The following is a 15,779-nucleotide window of genomic DNA, read 5'->3' as shown; positions in this document are numbered from 1 at the left end:
CGCGGGCACGGTGGCCGCAATCCTGCTGGTCCTGGTCCTGGTCGGCTTCTACCTGTCCTGGCGGGCCACCCGGCTGGACCGGCTCCACCACCGCGTGGAGACCGCGCGAGCGGCGCTGGACGCCGCCCTGCTGCGCCGGGCCGCGGCCGTCCTCGACCTCGCCGCATCCGGGCACCTGACCCCCGAAGCGTCGGCCGGACTCTCCGAGAGCGCCAATCGGGCCCGCCGCGCGGACGACCACCGTGAGCTCGCCGAGAGCGCGCTGTCGGTGACCCTGCGCGAGACCCTGGACGCACGCGCCGACCTCACCACCGCCCCGGAGCTCCAAGAGGTGCGGGTCGCCGCGCGCGGGGTCCACCTCGCCCGCGTCTTCCACAACGACGCGGTCGGCGACACCCGTCGCGCACGACGTTCTCGACTCGTCCGGCTCCTACGCCTGGCCGGTACCGCCGCCCTGCCCGAGTTCTTCGAGATGGACGACCAAGCGCCCGGAGCCGCCGCCCCGGGGTCCCGCTGAACCCGTCGTGTTCCACTGTGGAGTGGACGATCCGCGACAATCGACCATCTGGCCAAAAGTCCCGAAAAGGGCCTGACTAGGATGGTGGCCTGGTCGACCCAGGGTGCGCGGCGCCGATGGTGCCCGCGTGACCTTCACGCGTGAGCCGGTGAGCCGCGGGCCCAGGATGCACCAAGGCCCGCACGTCAGGGCCGAGCCCCAACCGGAAACGACAACGGGAGCCCACCACCGTGGCCGAGAACGCAAAGAACAGCTCCGACAACGCCGTCGGTACCCAGCGCGTCAAGCGCGGAATGGCCGAACAGCTCAAGAACGGCGTCATCATGGACGTCGTCACCCCGGAGCAGGCGAGGATCGCAGAGGACGCCGGTGCCGTGGCGGTCATGGCCCTGGAACGCGTCCCCGCCGACATCCGTAGGGACGGCGGGGTCGCCCGCATGTCCGACCCCGACATGATCGACGGCATCGTCGAGGCGGTCTCCATCCCCGTGATGGCCAAGGTCCGCATCGGTCACTTCGTCGAGGCCCGGGTACTGGAGTCCCTCGGCGTGGACTTCGTCGACGAGTCCGAGGTCCTCACCCCCGCCGACGAGGCCCACCACATCGACAAGTGGGCGTTCACCGTCCCCTTCGTGTGCGGTGCGACCAACCTCGGCGAGGCCCTGCGCCGTATCTCCGAGGGCGCCGCCATGATCCGTTCCAAGGGCGAGGCCGGCACCGGAAACGTCGTCGAGGCCACCCGCCACATGCGCTCCATCCGGGGCGAGATCAAGCGCCTGGGCACCCTGGACGAGGCCGAGCTGTTCGGTGCCGCCAAGGAGCTGCGCGCCCCCTACGAGGTGGTCGAGGAGGTAGCGCGACTCGGCAAGCTGCCGGTACCGCTGTTCTCCGCCGGTGGCGTGGCCACCCCCGCCGACGCGGCACTCATGCGGCAGCTGGGCGCCGAGAGCGTCTTCGTGGGTTCGGGCATCTTCAAGTCCGGTGACCCGGCCAAGCGTGCCGACGCCATCGTGCGGGCCACCCTGCACTACGAGGACCCGGCCGTGATCGCTCGTGTCTCGCGAGGCCTGGGCGAGGCCATGGTCGGCATCAACCTGGAAGAGCAGCCCGACTCACAGCGTTACGCCGGTCGAGGCTGGTAGGAACGCGTCCGGGAACGAACGGGGACGGTGGAGCCCACGGCGGCCCCACCGCCTCCGTTCCCGCAGGCCGAGAAGGAACCGTACTTGAGCGCCGCACCGCCTTCGGCCGCCGGACCGAGTCGTTCCAGGCGCGCGTGCACGTGGACGGCATCGACGAGGGCCCCTCGACGCGGTCTTCATCCGTGCTCCGTGGGTGGAGAGGGTCGGGCCGACGGTCACCGTTCCGGGTCGTGCCACCGGTCCCGGTGGGAGGGATAGAATCGTCGCCGTACGACAGGGCGGTCTGATCGCCACGTCCTTCCACCCGGAATCGACCGGCGACATTCGTATCCACCGCCTGTTCGTCGACATCGTGAAAGGACTCCCATGGCCGGCCACTCCAAGTGGGCCACCACCAAGCACAAAAAGGCCGTCATCGACGCCAAGCGCGGCAAGCTCTTCGCGAAGCTGATCAAGCACATCGAGGTGGCGGCCCGTACGGGCGGCGGTGATCCCGACGGGAACCCGACGCTCTACGACGCCATCCAGAAGGCGAAGAAGAACTCCGTTCCGCTCGACAACATCGAGCGTGCCCGCAAGCGTGGCTCCGGTGAGGAGGCCGGTGGAGCCGAGTGGGAGACCATCATGTACGAGGGCTACGCCCCCGGAGGGGTGGCCCTGTTGGTGGAGTGCCTCACCGACAACCGCAACCGCGCCGCCTCCGAGGTGCGCGTGGCGGTCACCCGCAACGGCGGCAACATGGCCGACGCCGGTTCGGTGTCGTACCTGTTCAACCGCAAGGGCGTCGTGATCGTGCCCAAGGAGGGCACCACCGAGGACGACGTGACCCTCGCGGTCCTGGACGCCGGCGCCGAGGAGGTCGAGGACATCGGCGAGTCCTTCGAGATCATCTGCGAGGCCACCGACCTGGTCCCGGTCCGCACGGCGCTGCAGGAGGCCGGCATCGACTACGACTCGGCCGACTCCAACTGGCTGCCCAGCATGGAGGTCCCGGTCGACGCCGAGGCCGCCAAGAAGGTCATGCGCGTGGTGGATGCCCTGGAGGACTCCGACGACGTCCAGAACGTCTTCACCAACGCCGACATCCCGGACGAGGTCCTGGCCGAGCTCTAGGCAGTGTCTTCAGAGCCTCCGCCGGCGCTTCGGCGCCCGAACGGGTGACCTCCGGTGGTTCACAAACCAGAACCTGGCTCCCGTTCCTCCTCTTCAGCGCCTGTGGCCGCACCCCGGGGTGCGGCCACAGGCGTTTCCGCGTCGTTTCGTCAGGCGGTCATGTTCATCGCGGCGACGACCTTGGTGGGCCGCAGCCGCACCACCAGTTCGCCGGGCACACCGTTGCGGCGGCCGAACTCCTCGGCGAGTTCGGCACCCATGTAGCGGCGGGCGATCTCCGTGGCGGTGCGGACCAGCTCGCCGGGGTCCTCGGTCACCAGTGCCTCACCCTGCACCTGGACGAACCCGAACGGAGGTTCCTCCAGGTCGACCACCAGGGTGACGCGCGGGTCCCTGGCGATGGAACGTGCCTTGGCGGTGTCTTGGCCGGTGTTGAACACCAAGGTGTCGCCCTCCAGAACGAACCACACCGGGACGGCCAGTGGGCGACCGTCCGCGGAGGTGTAGGCGAACTTGCCGGTACGGGTTCCCTCGGTGAGGAACGCGCGGACCTCGGGGTCGGTGATGGAAGCCATGCGCTCACGCTAGATCGACACGCGCCCGCGCCCACGCACTCGACACGCCGGGTCCCGGTCGTCCACGGGTCGAAGGGCCCGAGACGGCGCGGCCCCTTTCGGTGACCACGCGCGCGTCGGCACGGGTCGGGCCGGAGAACACCGCGGCCAGTGGCGTCCCGAGGGCGTGGGAGATCGCCTCGGCCGGATCCTCGGGGATCGACGCGAGCACCGGGCGGGCGTCGGCCAACCTCCGGGTGAGCGCGGCCTGCCGGTCCAGGTCACCGGCCGGGCCCGGGGTGATGTCCAGTGACGCGCCCGCGCCGTCCCGGTAGTCCGTGCACCAGCGCAGGTCCCGTCCTAGCCGGTCGGGGGCGTCGGCGTGCGTCACCACCAGGGCGTCCACCCCGCCGGTCGCGGCCAACGCGTACCGGGCCGCCACCAGGTCCAGGTGCCCCACCCGGAACGCCCCCTGCCAGGGATGGTCGCGGTTGTGCCGATCGGGCAGCCGGGCGCAGAGCACGGGGTCCTCGGTCACCAGCGGACCGGCACCGTGCCTGGTGGTGAAGGTGCGCAGCACCCCGAGCCGGTGGGCGTCTCCTGAGCGCCCCGCCTCGGCGAGCAGGGTCAGCGGGTTGGCGGTCGTGGTCGTGGACCAGGTGGTGTGCGGATGGAAGCCGTGCCACTCGTCCAGCAGTACACCCTGAGCCCCCTCGAACACCACCGGAGTCCGAGCCAGCAGCCGGGGCAGGTACGTCTCGTCCACAAGGCGCACTCGTTCGGCGAACGCGGCGTAGGCCTCCAGGCACTCCTCCAGATCGGGGCCGGACTCCTCGCCCGGGCCCCGCACCCCGAGCGCCTCGTCCAGGGCCGTCAACTTGCGGCGCAGCCGCGCGGGTGTGGCGCAGTCGTCCACCGTGGGTGCCAGGCCGGGGTGGTCCAGGGCGTAGGCCATGGTCTCGCCCACGCCCATCCCGCAGGATCCGTGCCGGTCCGCGCCCCGGGCGCGCTCCCGCGCCCGGTTGGCCGCCCGGTGCCACGGGGTGCTGATCAACGCCCGCCGGTCCACGGTGACCAGGGACAACGGATCCGCGACCCCGAGCGACACCAGGTGGGCGGCCTCCATCGCCAACGCGAACGGGTCCACCACCATGAATCGGGACAGGTGGGTGGGTACCGGCCCACCCGGGGCGAGCGTGCCCGCCCCGAACTGGGAGAAGGTGTGGTGTCGACCATCGGGGGCGACCACGTTGTGCGCCGCCTGTGCGCCCCCGTTGGCCCGAACGACCGCGCCGTAGTCCCCGGTCGCGCACAACAGGTCCACGGTCACCCCCTTGCCGGCGTCACCGAACCCCAGGTCGACGACGATCGCGTGCGCGGTCACAGCCGCTCCACCCCCGGTCCGTCACCGGCGAGCCCGCTCACGTCCGAGTCGGAGACGACCGCTCCACGGCCCCGCGACAGCGGTCGCAGCGCCTTGCCGACGGCCTCACCGGCGTCCGACCCGGAGTCGGCCAGGTCCCGCAGCCCTTCCTCCAGGTCGATGGCCTCCTCGCCCAGACCGACGGTGACGGCGATGGTCTCGCACACCGCGTCCAGGTCCTCCAGCAGGATCAGGTTCTGACCCAGGTGCTTCTCCCAGAACGTCCGGACCCGGTCGTCACGGAAGTGGGCGCTGCCGGTCGGCATGATGAAGAAGACCTCGAACCGGCGTCGCAGCTCGTCCAGGATGGCGGGGAAGGCGATGTTCTCGTCCAGGTCGTCGCCGATCACCTCGCGCACCTCGCGGGCCTTGACCGCGCCGTAGGCCATCTCGTCGCCGACGATGAACAGGTAGCCGCGTCGGCCGCGCTCGTCCAGGCAGTCCATGGCGGTGTGCCGGGCCATGAAGTACATGGCCAGCTCGTAGGACTCGGTCATCTGGCCTCCGCCCCCGCCCTCCAGGAGCAGGTTGCCGAGGTCGTCCTCCAGTTCGTTGCCGGACTCGAACTGGCCGATCTGCAATGGAACCCGGTCGCACGTGGCGTCACCGATGGCACCGAACAGGATCTGTGGGTCCTCCACGTATCCCTTGCGCAGCAGTAGACCGAACAGGTCGGGCAGCTTGGTGCGCAGCACGCGCGGAACGCTTCCCATGGAGCCCGTGACGTCGAACAGCACCGACACCGCCAGCGAGTTCGGGTGGGCGTCGGAGTCGCGGCTCTCGCGGACGGTCACTCCGTGCGGGTCGAGGGTCGGGTGCGGTTTCCAACCGGAGCGCGCCTTCTTGGTCGCTTTGTCGTGGTAGTCGAACGCCCCGATGCCGCGCGAGTCCCGGAAGGCCTGGCGGGCGTGGTAGGCGTCGGTGGACCAGTGGCTGCTTCCCATGTCTGTCTCCTTGGAGCGTGATGAGGGTGGGTTCGGAGGTGGGATTTCAGTCGGGCATGTGGAAGGGGTGGAACCGAGGTGGCCCAAAGGCACGTTCCAGGGCCTGGTCCAGCTCGTCGAGCAGAGCGAACGCGTCGGATGGTCTTCGCCCGGGCGCCGGCAGCGAACTGCCGTGTGCGAACGCCGCCAACGGTCGCGGTAGCCGGCCCGCGGTCACGAACTCCACGCACCTGGTCGCCATGTACACGTCGGTGGCGGGCCGCGCGGGGCGCCGGGCGGCGACCTCGGGCGGGTACAGGTCCTTGCGGCGCGGCACCATCGCCGGGACGTGCGGGGCGGTGCGGGTCGCGTCGAAGGTCACCGAGTAGCACCAGTCCACGAGCACCAGACCGTGCTTGTCCGGGTGGATCAGCACGTGTTCGGGCACCACGGCACCGTGCACGACCCCGGCCCGGTGGGCGTCGCCGATCGCCACCAGCAATCGGCGCCACATCCAGGCGGCGTCGCGGGGGTCGATCCCGTCGGGGTAGGCACGCCGCACCTCGGCCAGGTCGTGGAACCCCGACAGTCGCCGCAGGACGTTGCCGTGCCGCTCCACCCGCGTGGCCGGGTCCCGGTGCCGGAGCGTCCCGACCAGTTCGGGCCTGAACGCGCGGTATCGGGGCGCGCCGCGTTCGTGGATACGCCGCAGCGCGTTCGCCTCGGCTCGCACCAGGTCGTTGTCGCGGGGCGCGCGGGGAAGCTTGAGCACCGCTTCTCGCCACCGGTCCTCGTCCCGGTAGCGCACCGCGCGCAGGTCGGCGATGTCGCCCTCGTACAAGGGGCGACCGCGGTCGACGTGGTAGGTGTGCTCCTCGGTGGTCAGGACCAGGTCGCCCGGGCCCGGGCCGCCCTGGACCGCGTTCCGGTAGCGGTGCCAGGCGTCGGTGAGACGGGCGAACCCGTCGGCCGCGTCGTCCCGTCGCCGAGTGGGTGCGGTGTCGGGGTGCAGGAGTCTGGCGAGTCGGCGGTAGGCGGCGGTGGCGTCCGGTGGGACCCGGCCGTCCCGGGGCGGCGGTCCGAACAGGTCGGTGGGGTCGTTGACCATGTCGACCTCGCGCAGGGCCGAGTCGAAGTCCTGGTGCGTGCGCGATTCCCCGTACACGCCGTCCTCCCTTCTGGGATGTGGGTCGAGGTCGGTCATTGGGCGCCGCGGAGCAGTGGCGGGTGCAGCAGTGCGGCCTCGCCCGCCCGGTACAGGCGGGCGCGTCGGCCACCACCGGAGCCGCCGCGGTCGGCCAGTTCGCTGGTGTCCTCGACGAAACCGGGTGTGGCGAGGATCTTGCGGTGGAAGTTGGCGGCGTGCAGGGCGCGCCCCCAGATCGCCTCGTAGACCCCGCGCAGGGCGGTGATGGTGAAGGTCGGGGGCAGGAACGCGGTGGCCAGCGACGTGTACTCCAGCTTGGAACGGGCCCGTTCGACGGCGTCGTCGAGGACGCGGGCGTGGTCGAAGGCCGTCTCCTCCTTCGTCGTCCAGGGCACCCACGCGGCTTCGGAGATGTCGCGCCCCGTCCCGGGGTCGGGCAGGTCGGGGGCGAACACCATGTACGCCACCGAGATCACCCGCATGCGCGGGTCGCGGTCGAGGGCTCCGTAGGTCCCCAGCTGTTCCAGGTGGATCTCGGCGGGCATCGGGGTCTTCTCGGCGAGGACCCGCAGCGCGGCGTCGGGAAGGTCGGGGTCGGCGGGTCCGGCCTCGGAGTCCTGGGCGCGGACGAATCCGCCGGGCAGTGCCCACAGCCCGCGTTGGGGGTGCGCGGCGCGGCGGGCCAACAGGACGTGGGGGAGGCCCTCGCGGATGGTCAGGGCGACCACGTCCACGGTCACCGCGGCGGGCGCGAAGACGTGTGGGTCGTAGGAGGAGAGGAACCCGCGCTCGTCCTCGTCGTGGTAGCGGCCATCGATCCCCTCGGACACCGTTGCACCCCTTGTTGTTCTCAAGTTGAGTAATTCTCTTGTTGAGAACAACATAACCCGCGCTTCGCCCGGTGTCCAGTCCAAGGGCGCCGACGTCGACACGCCCGCCGGGCGGCGGGCACTGTCACTCCACGCCGCTAGCATGGTGCGAACGAACGTTCGATGAATCAACGGAAAGCAGGGTGGCCACGTGCGCGTGCTGGGGATCGACCCGGGGCTGACCCGTTGCGGCGTCGCCGTGGTCGAGGGATCCATCGGCCGCCCACTGCGTCTGATCGCCGCCGACGCGATCCGCACCAGCTCCGACACCGACCTGCCCCAACGCCTCCTGGGCATCGAACGCGGCATCGAGGAGTGGCTGGACAAGTACGAACCCGAAGCCGCGGCCGTCGAACGCGTCTTCGCCCAGCACAACCTCAGCACCGTCATGGGCACCGCCCAGGCCAGCGGCCTCGCCCTGGTCTGCGCCGCCCGCCGCGGCCTGCCCGTCGTCACCCACACGCCCAGCGAGGCCAAGGCCGCCATCACCGGCAACGGCCGTGCCGACAAGGCGCAGGTCGGCACGATGGTGGCGCGTATCCTCGGTCTCGACGGCCCGCCCAAACCCGCCGACGCCGCCGACGCCGTGGCCCTGGCCATCTGCAACATCTGGCGCGGCGGTGCCCGGTCCCGGGTGGCCCAGGCCCAACAGGACTTCGCCCGCAAGGTGGAACTGGCCCGCCGAGCGCGCGGCCGCTGACACCTCCCCCAGGAAGGAGACGGACACCCCTCCCGGTGTCCACGACAGATGATCGCGTTCCTCACCGGCCGGGTGGCCGCACGCGGCGCGGGAAGCGCCGTCATCGACGTCGGCGGGGTCGGCATGTCCGTCCAATGCACCCCTTCCGCCCTGTCCCGACTGCGCGTGGGGGAGGAGGGCACCGTGGCCACGAGCATGGTCGTGAGAGAGGACTCCCTCACCCTGTTCGGATTCGTCGACGACGACGAGAAGCACCTGTTCGAGCAGTTGCAGACCGCCTCGGGGGTGGGCCCTCGTCTGGCCCTTGCCATGCTCGCCGTGCACAGCCCCGACAGCCTCCGCCAAGCAGTCCACGCAGAGGACACCGCGGCCCTGACCAGGGTGCCCGGCATCGGCAAGAAGGGGGCCCAACGCATCGTGCTGGAGCTGAAGGGCAAGCTGGAGGCGCCGATCGGCACCGACGGCACCCTGCCCGGCGCGGACCCCACCGCCACCGCCCGACCCAACGGCGCCTGGCGGGGACAGGTGGTCTCCGGACTGGTCAACCTCGGTTGGTCCGGCAAGGACGCGGAGGCGGCCGCCTCCGCCGTCGCCGCCGAGGCCGAGACCACCAGCGACGTCACCGTCCTGCTGCGCAGCGCCCTGCGCAAACTCAGCCGCGCCTGAGTTCTGTTTTGTGAATTGTCCGTTCGGAGCCCGAAGGGTTCTGCGAGAGGAGTCAAGCCGCGAGCGAGGAACGAGCGGCAGGCGCAGACGACGATGAAGAACCCTCCGCCCGAGGCGCCGAACACGGGCCGAAGCGCTAGCGGAGGCCCCGAACAACAAGGCCTGAAGGAGAACCCCGTGCACGAACGCGATGCGGTCTCACCCGAGGCCGACGTCGACGAACTCCGGATCGAGGGTGCGCTGCGCCCCCGAATACTGGACGAGTTCGTCGGTCAGGAACGGGTCCGCGAACAGCTGTCCCTGGTCCTGCACAGCGCACAGCGTCGCAACCGCGCCCCCGACCACATCCTCATGTCCGGCGGTCCGGGTCTGGGCAAGACCACCCTGGCCATGATCATCGCCGCCGAACTCGGTGCTCCGTTGCGCATCACCTCCGGCCCCGCCATCGAACGCTCCGGTGACCTGGCCGCGGTGCTCTCCACCCTCCAGGAGGGCGAGGTCCTCTTCCTCGACGAGATCCACCGCATGGCCCGGCCCGCCGAGGAGATGCTCTACGTCGCCATGGAGGACTTCCGGGTCGACGTCATGGTCGGCAAGGGCCCCGGTGCCACCGCGATCCCCCTGGACATCGCCCCGTTCACCCTGGTCGGAGCCACCACACGGGCCGGGATGCTGCCCGCCCCGCTGCGTGACCGGTTCGGGTTCACCGCGCACATGGACTTCTACGAACCCGCCGAACTGGAGCGCATCCTGCACCGGTCGGCGGGACTGCTCGGTGCGCCCCTGGACGAGGACGCCGCCCGCGAGGTCGCCGGGCGTTCGCGCGGCACGCCCCGTATCGCCAACCGGCTGCTGCGCCGGGTCCGCGACTACGCGGAGGTGCGCGGCGACGGGCAGCTCACCCTGGCCAACGCGCACGCCGCCCTGGAACTGTACGAAGTGGACGAGTTGGGCCTGGACCGACTGGACCGGGCCATCCTCGACGTGCTCATGAACCGCTTTCGTGGCGGACCGGTGGGACTGTCCACCCTGGCGGTGTCGGTGGGGGAGGAGGCCGAGACCGTGGAGGTGGTCGCCGAACCCTTCCTCGTCCGCTCCGGTTTCCTGGCCCGCACCCCACGGGGGAGGGTCGCCACTCCGCAGGCCTGGGCGCACATGGGACTCACTCCGCCGCCCGACGCCGCGTTCGGTGCCGCCCAGACGGCCGCGAACACCGGCGGTACCACGAGCGACAACGGCGCCACGCCCTGAAGCCCGGGCGTCGACCGCTCCCACCTGTCACGATGGAGCCCGCGAACGAAAACGGGGCCGAACCGTTAGCCCGCCGAACCCGGGGGGATGGCGACCGGTGACCCGTGCCACGTAAACTGGGACGTATCGGCCAAGAGCGGGGCACCACCCCGTGAGGTGTCGTTTCGACATCGGCGGAACGAGTTGGCACTCTGGTGCGTTGTATAAGCCGGGTGTGAATCCGGCCGCCGTGGTCGGGCGACCCGCAAGGTGGTCGTCACGGGTGTCACGAGTCGACAGCCGTCGTCCACGAGAACCGTCAGGAAGGACGCCCCGTGCAGGGCCTTATCAATCTCGCAGCGGACGCCCCCCAGGGCGAGGGCAGCATCATCGGCATGTTGCTTCCCTTCGTACTGATCCTCCTGGTCTTCTGGCTCCTGTTCTGGCGCCCGAACCAGAAGCGTCGCCAGCAGGAGATGCAGATGCAGACCTCCCTGGTTCCCGGCGTCGAGGTCATGACCAAGGCGGGTATCTTCGCGACCATCGTCGAGATCCACGACCAGGACGTGCTGCTGGAGATCGCTCCGGGCACCCGTATCCGTATGCTCAAGGCCGGTGTCGGAGAGGTCATCACCCCCGCCGCCGACGACACCCCGGTCGAGGACCGTCCCGACTTCGGGGACGACGACAAGCCCAAGGGCTAGGAGCCCGGAGGACTCGTTTCCTCCCGCGCCCATGGCGCACCACAGACTTCGGTACCGGCCCCCGAACACCGGGGCCGGTACCGCTGCTTTTCGGTGACTTCAGCCGAACCCGCTTCCCATCTGAAACGAAGGCCTGAGCCGCCATGACCAACGACACCGTGACGCCCGACGCGGACCTCGCCTTGATCGAGGCCAACATCCGCGACGTTCCGGACTTCCCGCACGAGGGCATCCTGTTCAAGGACATCACCCCGCTGCTGAACCACCGGGAGGCCTTCGCCGCCACGGTCGACGGACTCAGTGCCCCCTACCGCCGGGTCGGCGTCGACCACGTCGTCGGGCTGGAGGCACGCGGCTTCATCTTCGGTGCCCCCGTGGCCATGGCGCTGGGCGCGGGCTTCGTTCCGGCGCGCAAAGCGGGGAAACTGCCCGCGGACACCATCGATCAGGCCTATGATCTCGAATACGGCACCGCGACCGTCGAGATCCACGCCGACGCGATCACTCCGGGCAGCCGTGTCCTCATCGTCGACGACGTGCTCGCGACGGGTGGCACGGGCAGGGCTGCGGTGGAGTTGGTCCACAAAGCTGGTGGTACGGTCGTGGGATTCTCCGTTCTGATGGAGCTCTCCGCGCTCCGAGGACGCGAGAAGCTGCCCGACGTGGAGCTGCACACCCTCCTCTCGGTCTGACCGGACGGCCTCGCGCGCACGGTGGGAATAGCGCGACGGTTCCTCCTCGTTGACCTACACCAGCACTCGGTGTGACGCAATCGGTGACCAGGGTCACGACGCGTACCATCGGGTCGCCGGAGTACGGCGACGCATGAGGGGTCCGGTTCCACCACCCCGCCCCACCTGGGCGGGCGCCACTAGACTGGTGGGAGAGGTGACCGCGGCGGCCACGTCGGTGACGGGCCCTGATGACACGCACGCGTTCCGGAGGCAGCCGATCCTTGGACTGTCGGCTCCACCGGGCGGATCCGCGGGAGGTAGGCATGCCAAGCGAAGTGGTCTCGACCGGAGCGGTGTCCGCACGGGAGCAGGGGTCGAAGGACCCGCGGGGTTCGGCCGCCGAACCGGAGACGACCGCCGACGAGGGACGTGCCTCGCGGGGGGACACCGACGCGGACGCCGGTATGCCGCAGGGGCGTAACGACGGGGACCACACCAGTCCCGACGACAGACCACGTGACGAACGGCCGGAGGGCGCTGCGGAACAAGCGGCGCCCTCCGACGTATCCGAGCAGGACGACTCCGGGCAGGAGGCCCAGGGACGGCAGCCGGCGACCACCACGCCCTCCACCGTGCGAGTACGCAGAAGGCTCGCCCGACTCGGCGCCCAGCGGGGAGTGACGATGAACCCGGTGCTCGAACCACTGATCAAGACGGTGCGCGCCACCCACCCCAAGGTGGACGTCCGGCTGATCGAGCGCGCCTACGAGGTCGCCGCACACCACCATCGCCACCAAAAACGCAAGAGCGGCGACCCCTACATCACCCACCCGCTCGCGGTGGCCACCATCCTCGCCGAACTCGGCATGCAGGAGGCCACCCTCGCCGGAGCCCTGCTGCACGACACGGTCGAGGACACCGACTACTCCCTCGACGAGCTGCGAGCCGACTTCGGCGACGAGATCGCCCTCCTGGTCGACGGCGTCACCAAGCTGGACAAGGTCAAGTACGGCGAGGCCACCCAGGCCGAGACGGTCCGCAAGATGGTCGTGGCCATGGCCCGCGACATCCGCGTGCTGGTCATCAAGCTCTGTGACCGCCTGCACAACATGCGCACCCTGCGCTACCTGCCCAAGAAGGCCAAGCGCGAGAAGAAGGCCCGCGAGACCCTGGAGATCTTCGCGCCGCTCGCCCACCGCCTGGGCATGAACACCATCAAGTGGGAACTGGAGGACCTGGCGTTCGCCACCCTCTACCCCAAGCGCTTCGACGAGATAGCCCGACTGGTCTCCGAACGCGCTCCCCGGCGCGACGTGTACCTACAAGAGGTCATCGAGGCGGTCTCGGGTGATCTGCGCGAGTCCAAGCTCAAGGCGACCGTGCGCGGTCGTCCCAAGCACTACTACTCGATCTACCAGAAGATGATCGCCCGCAACTGCGGCTTCGACGAGATCTACGACCTCATCGCGGTGCGGGTCCTGGTGGACAGCGTGCGGGACTGCTACGCGGCGCTGGGAACCATCCACGCGCGATGGAACCCGGTGCCGGGCCGGTTCAAGGACTACATCGCGATGCCGAAGTTCAACATGTACCAGTCGTTGCACACGACGGTCATCGGCCCCTCCGGCAACCCGGTCGAACTCCAGATCCGCACCCGCGCCATGCACCGGCGCGCCGAGTACGGCATCGCCGCGCACTGGAAGTACAAGGAGGACCGCAACTCCTCCGGGGCCGAGACCAGGCCCAAGGGCACCACCGACATGCAGTGGCTGCGTCAGCTCATCGACTGGCAGCAGGAGACCAAGGACCCGGGCGAGTTCCTGGAGTCGCTGCGCTTCGACCTGTCGGTGCAGGAGGTGTTCGTCTTCACCCCGCAGGGCGACGTGATCTCCCTGCCGGAGGGCGCCACCGCCGTGGACTTCGCCTACGCCGTGCACACCGAGGTCGGCCACCGCACCGTCGGCGCTCGCATCAACGGCCGTCTCGTGCCGTTGGAGAACGGGCTGCACAACGGCGAGGCCGTGGAGATCCTCACCTCCAAGGACCCCGACGCCGGGCCCAGCCGCGACTGGCTCAACTTCGTCAAGAGCGCTCGTGCCCGCAACAAGATCCGGCACTGGTTCACCAAGGAGCGACGCGAGGCCGCGATCGAACAGGGCAAGGAGGAGATCGCCAAGATCATGCGCAAGCAGGAGCTTCCGGTCAAGCGCCTGTTCAGCGGAGAGGCGATCATCGCCCTGGCCGGCGATCTGCGCTACACGGACGTGGACGCCCTGTACGCCGCCGTGGGCGAGCACCAGGTGAGCGCCCAGAGCATCGTGAGCAAGCTCGTGGACTCCATGGGCGGGCTGGACAGCCACACCGAGGACATCGCCGAGTCCTCGCTGCCGACCAAGGCCGCCACCACGCGCCAACGCTCGGGCAACCCGGGCGTGGTCGTGGCGGGCGACAGCGACGTGTGGGCGCGCCTGGCCAAGTGTTGTACGCCGGTGCCCGGTGACGACATCGTCGGTTTCGTGACCCAGGGGCACGGGGTGTCGGTGCACCGCGCCGACTGCGCCAACGCCGCCAGCCTGGACCAGGAACGCATGGTCGACGTCGAGTGGCGGCCCACCGAGGACTCCATGTTCCTGGTCGCCCTGCACGTAGAGGCCCTGGACCGCTCCCGGCTGCTGTCCGACATAACGCGCGTGTTGTCCGACCAGCACGTCAACATCCTGTCCGCCACGGTGCAGACCAGCCGCGACCGGGTGGCGCAGAGCCGCTTCACCTTCGAGATGGCCGACCCCACCCACCTGGGCAGCGTGCTGCGCGCCGTGCGTGGTGTGGACGGGGTCTACGACGTCTTCCGGGTGCGTAACTGACCCGACACTCGGTTCGCTGGAAAACCGATGGTGCCCTCCGGACGCCGGTGGTTAGCGTGTACGCGTACACGCCCCCATCGGTGAAGGCAGGCCCTCGTGCTCGAACTCCGTCCCCGGTGCCCTGAGGACACTCGCGCGCTCGAAGTGCTCGCCCGGCGCTCGTGGCCGATGGGGACCCACCCCGGTGGTCTGGGTTGGCAGTCGGCCACCGAGGACATGCCCCGGCCGATGGCGGTGGCCGAACGAGACGGTGAGGTCGTCGCCTGGGCCGGGGTCACCGGTGCCAACGCCATCTCCGAGCACACCAGGATCACCCTCGAAGGGGCCGATACCGACCCCGAGGCCGGGGCCGCCCTCCTGGATTGGGCCCTGGAGCGCACCGAGGGCGAGACGCACCTGCCGGTCTTCCACGGTGACGAGGAGCTCCGATCCCTGGCCGAGAAGGCGGGCTTCGCGCACGAAGGGGCTCTGGACACCTGGATGCGCCGAGCCGCCACGGAGGAGTCCCCGGCCCTGCCCGAGGGGTACGTGATCCGGCCCGTCCGCGCGGGTGAGGAGGAGGCCCGGGTGGAGTGCCACCGCCTCGCCTGGAAGCCCGCCGACCTGCCCTGGCCGGAGAGCGTGGGTCCGGTGGACCCGTCGCTGAACAGCCGTTTCTCCCGGGCCTACTACGACGCGGCCCGTGCCTCCCTGCTCTACGATCCCGAACTGGACCTCGTCGTCCAGGCCCAGGACGGCGCCCTGGCCGCCTGCTGCGTGGTGTGGTTCGACGCCGAGAGCGGCACCTCGGAGGTCGAACCCCTGGGAGTGGTCCCCGTCCACCGCCGTCGAGGCCTGGCGGCCGCCCTGGTATTGGAGGCGTGCTCCCTGACCGCCCGCCGAGGTGGTGACCACGTGTTCATCAACACCGCGCCCAACCCGCTGTACCCGGCTCCGGCGAGGACCTACGCGAAGGTCGGCTTCGAGGAGGTCGACCGCGGCCGCGTGTACGTGCGTCGCGCCAGGTGAGCACCATGGCCCCGGAGCCCGGACACCTCGACGGTTTTGTCCCGTCGGGAAGCGGGATATGGGAAGCGGGTTGCGGGTGTTGGCTTCCCCTGGGTTATCCACAGGCGGGGGAGTTCGGGCTGGTGGTGGGGTTGGCGGGCGTGTTCCCATTGATCTTGGGGGAGCCGCTGGTTTCGCCGGCCTCGTGCTGCCCGGGGCGCCTGGTGGGGCGCCTGAGGTAGAGACCCTTGGGGTTGTTGGGCGGG

15 protein-coding genes and 1 pseudogene are annotated in these 15,779 nt (G+C 70.1%); 11 read left to right on the top strand and 5 right to left on the bottom strand.

Translation table 11 applies throughout. The features are described 5' to 3' along the window. The first annotated feature begins 10 nt into the window (after positions 1–10). The 4 genes and pseudogenes from NLI01S_RS06545 to NLI01S_RS06535 all read left to right on the top strand — a co-directional run bounded on the left by NLI01S_RS06545 (position 11) and on the right by NLI01S_RS06535 (position 2,772). Positions 11–517: a hypothetical protein gene (locus NLI01S_RS06545; protein WP_067600785.1), complete on the top strand. Its 507-nt coding sequence runs from the start codon at positions 11–13 to the stop codon at positions 515–517. 230 nt (positions 518–747) lie between these two features. Further along, positions 748–1,659, top strand: coding sequence for a pyridoxal 5'-phosphate synthase lyase subunit PdxS (gene pdxS, locus NLI01S_RS06540; RefSeq protein WP_067600782.1), 912 nt, complete (start codon positions 748–750; stop codon positions 1,657–1,659). Positions 1,660–1,748: 89 nt separating this feature from the next. After that, positions 1,749–2,110, top strand: a pseudogene (locus NLI01S_RS25110) (pyridoxal 5'-phosphate synthase glutaminase subunit PdxT); the annotation flags it as partial. Beyond that, positions 2,026–2,772 (top strand): YebC/PmpR family DNA-binding transcriptional regulator, encoded by a 747-nt coding sequence (locus NLI01S_RS06535; protein WP_067600781.1) that lies wholly within the window; start codon positions 2,026–2,028, stop codon positions 2,770–2,772. The pseudogene NLI01S_RS25110 and the gene NLI01S_RS06535, both read left to right, overlap by 85 nt. Positions 2,773–2,921: 149 nt before the next feature. On the opposite strand, the gene NLI01S_RS06530 is transcribed toward NLI01S_RS06535, so the two are convergent. From NLI01S_RS06530 to NLI01S_RS06510, 5 genes are read right to left on the bottom strand one after another with little or no spacing between them, the layout of a single operon-like run. Then, a complete protein-coding gene (locus NLI01S_RS06530) occupies positions 2,922–3,347 on the bottom strand; it encodes a PPOX class F420-dependent oxidoreductase (protein WP_067600778.1) in 426 nt (141 codons plus the stop codon). 4 nt (positions 3,348–3,351) lie between these two features. After that, positions 3,352–4,710, bottom strand: a complete 1,359-nt coding sequence (locus NLI01S_RS06525; RefSeq protein WP_084392369.1) for an adenylosuccinate synthetase — start codon at positions 4,708–4,710, stop codon at positions 3,352–3,354. Continuing rightward, positions 4,707–5,693: a hypothetical protein gene (locus NLI01S_RS06520; RefSeq protein ID WP_067600774.1), complete on the bottom strand. Its 987-nt coding sequence runs from the start codon at positions 5,691–5,693 to the stop codon at positions 4,707–4,709. Before NLI01S_RS06520 ends, NLI01S_RS06525 begins: the two co-directional genes overlap by 4 nt. A 46-nt stretch (positions 5,694–5,739) precedes the next feature. Continuing rightward, positions 5,740–6,837, bottom strand: a complete 1,098-nt coding sequence (locus NLI01S_RS06515) for a lipopolysaccharide kinase InaA family protein (protein WP_307600672.1) — start codon at positions 6,835–6,837, stop codon at positions 5,740–5,742. A 35-nt stretch (positions 6,838–6,872) separates the two neighbouring features. Continuing rightward, positions 6,873–7,649: an NUDIX hydrolase gene (locus tag NLI01S_RS06510; protein ID WP_223809135.1), complete on the bottom strand. Its 777-nt coding sequence runs from the start codon at positions 7,647–7,649 to the stop codon at positions 6,873–6,875. A gap of 190 nt (positions 7,650–7,839) precedes the next feature. On the opposite strand from NLI01S_RS06510, the gene ruvC reads away from it, so the two are divergent. From ruvC to NLI01S_RS06475, 7 genes are all read left to right on the top strand, one after another. After that, positions 7,840–8,388, top strand: a complete 549-nt coding sequence (gene ruvC / locus NLI01S_RS06505; protein WP_067600771.1) for a crossover junction endodeoxyribonuclease RuvC — start codon at positions 7,840–7,842, stop codon at positions 8,386–8,388. A gap of 48 nt (positions 8,389–8,436) precedes the next feature. Further along, positions 8,437–9,054 carry a Holliday junction branch migration protein RuvA gene (ruvA, locus tag NLI01S_RS06500; protein ID WP_067600768.1) on the top strand — a complete coding sequence of 206 codons (618 nt, stop codon included), beginning with the start codon at positions 8,437–8,439 and terminating at the stop codon, positions 9,052–9,054. 177 nt (positions 9,055–9,231) lie between these two features. Then, positions 9,232–10,305, top strand: coding sequence for a Holliday junction branch migration DNA helicase RuvB (ruvB, locus tag NLI01S_RS06495; RefSeq protein WP_067600765.1), 1,074 nt, complete (start codon positions 9,232–9,234; stop codon positions 10,303–10,305). Positions 10,306–10,619: 314 nt separating this feature from the next. Then, positions 10,620–10,988: a preprotein translocase subunit YajC gene (gene yajC / locus NLI01S_RS06490; protein WP_067600762.1), complete on the top strand. Its 369-nt coding sequence runs from the start codon at positions 10,620–10,622 to the stop codon at positions 10,986–10,988. 143 nt (positions 10,989–11,131) lie between these two features. Beyond that, complete coding sequence (locus NLI01S_RS06485; RefSeq protein ID WP_067600759.1) at positions 11,132–11,680, top strand: adenine phosphoribosyltransferase; 549 nt, start codon at positions 11,132–11,134, stop codon at positions 11,678–11,680. A 665-nt stretch (positions 11,681–12,345) separates the two neighbouring features. Next, entirely contained in the window at positions 12,346–14,526 is a 2,181-nt protein-coding gene (locus NLI01S_RS06480) for a RelA/SpoT family protein (protein ID WP_067600850.1), read from the top strand. A gap of 96 nt (positions 14,527–14,622) precedes the next feature. Next, positions 14,623–15,534, top strand: coding sequence for a GNAT family N-acetyltransferase (locus NLI01S_RS06475; protein WP_067600756.1), 912 nt, complete (start codon positions 14,623–14,625; stop codon positions 15,532–15,534). The last annotated feature ends 245 nt before the right edge of the window (positions 15,535–15,779 follow it).

Origin of the sequence: Nocardiopsis listeri NBRC 13360 (assembly GCF_001570765.1) — a bacterium.
Lineage (GTDB): Bacteria > Actinomycetota > Actinomycetes > Streptosporangiales > Streptosporangiaceae > Nocardiopsis > Nocardiopsis listeri.
Note: the sequence above shows the minus strand (reverse complement) of the source record. Positions and strands in the feature narration are given on the sequence as shown.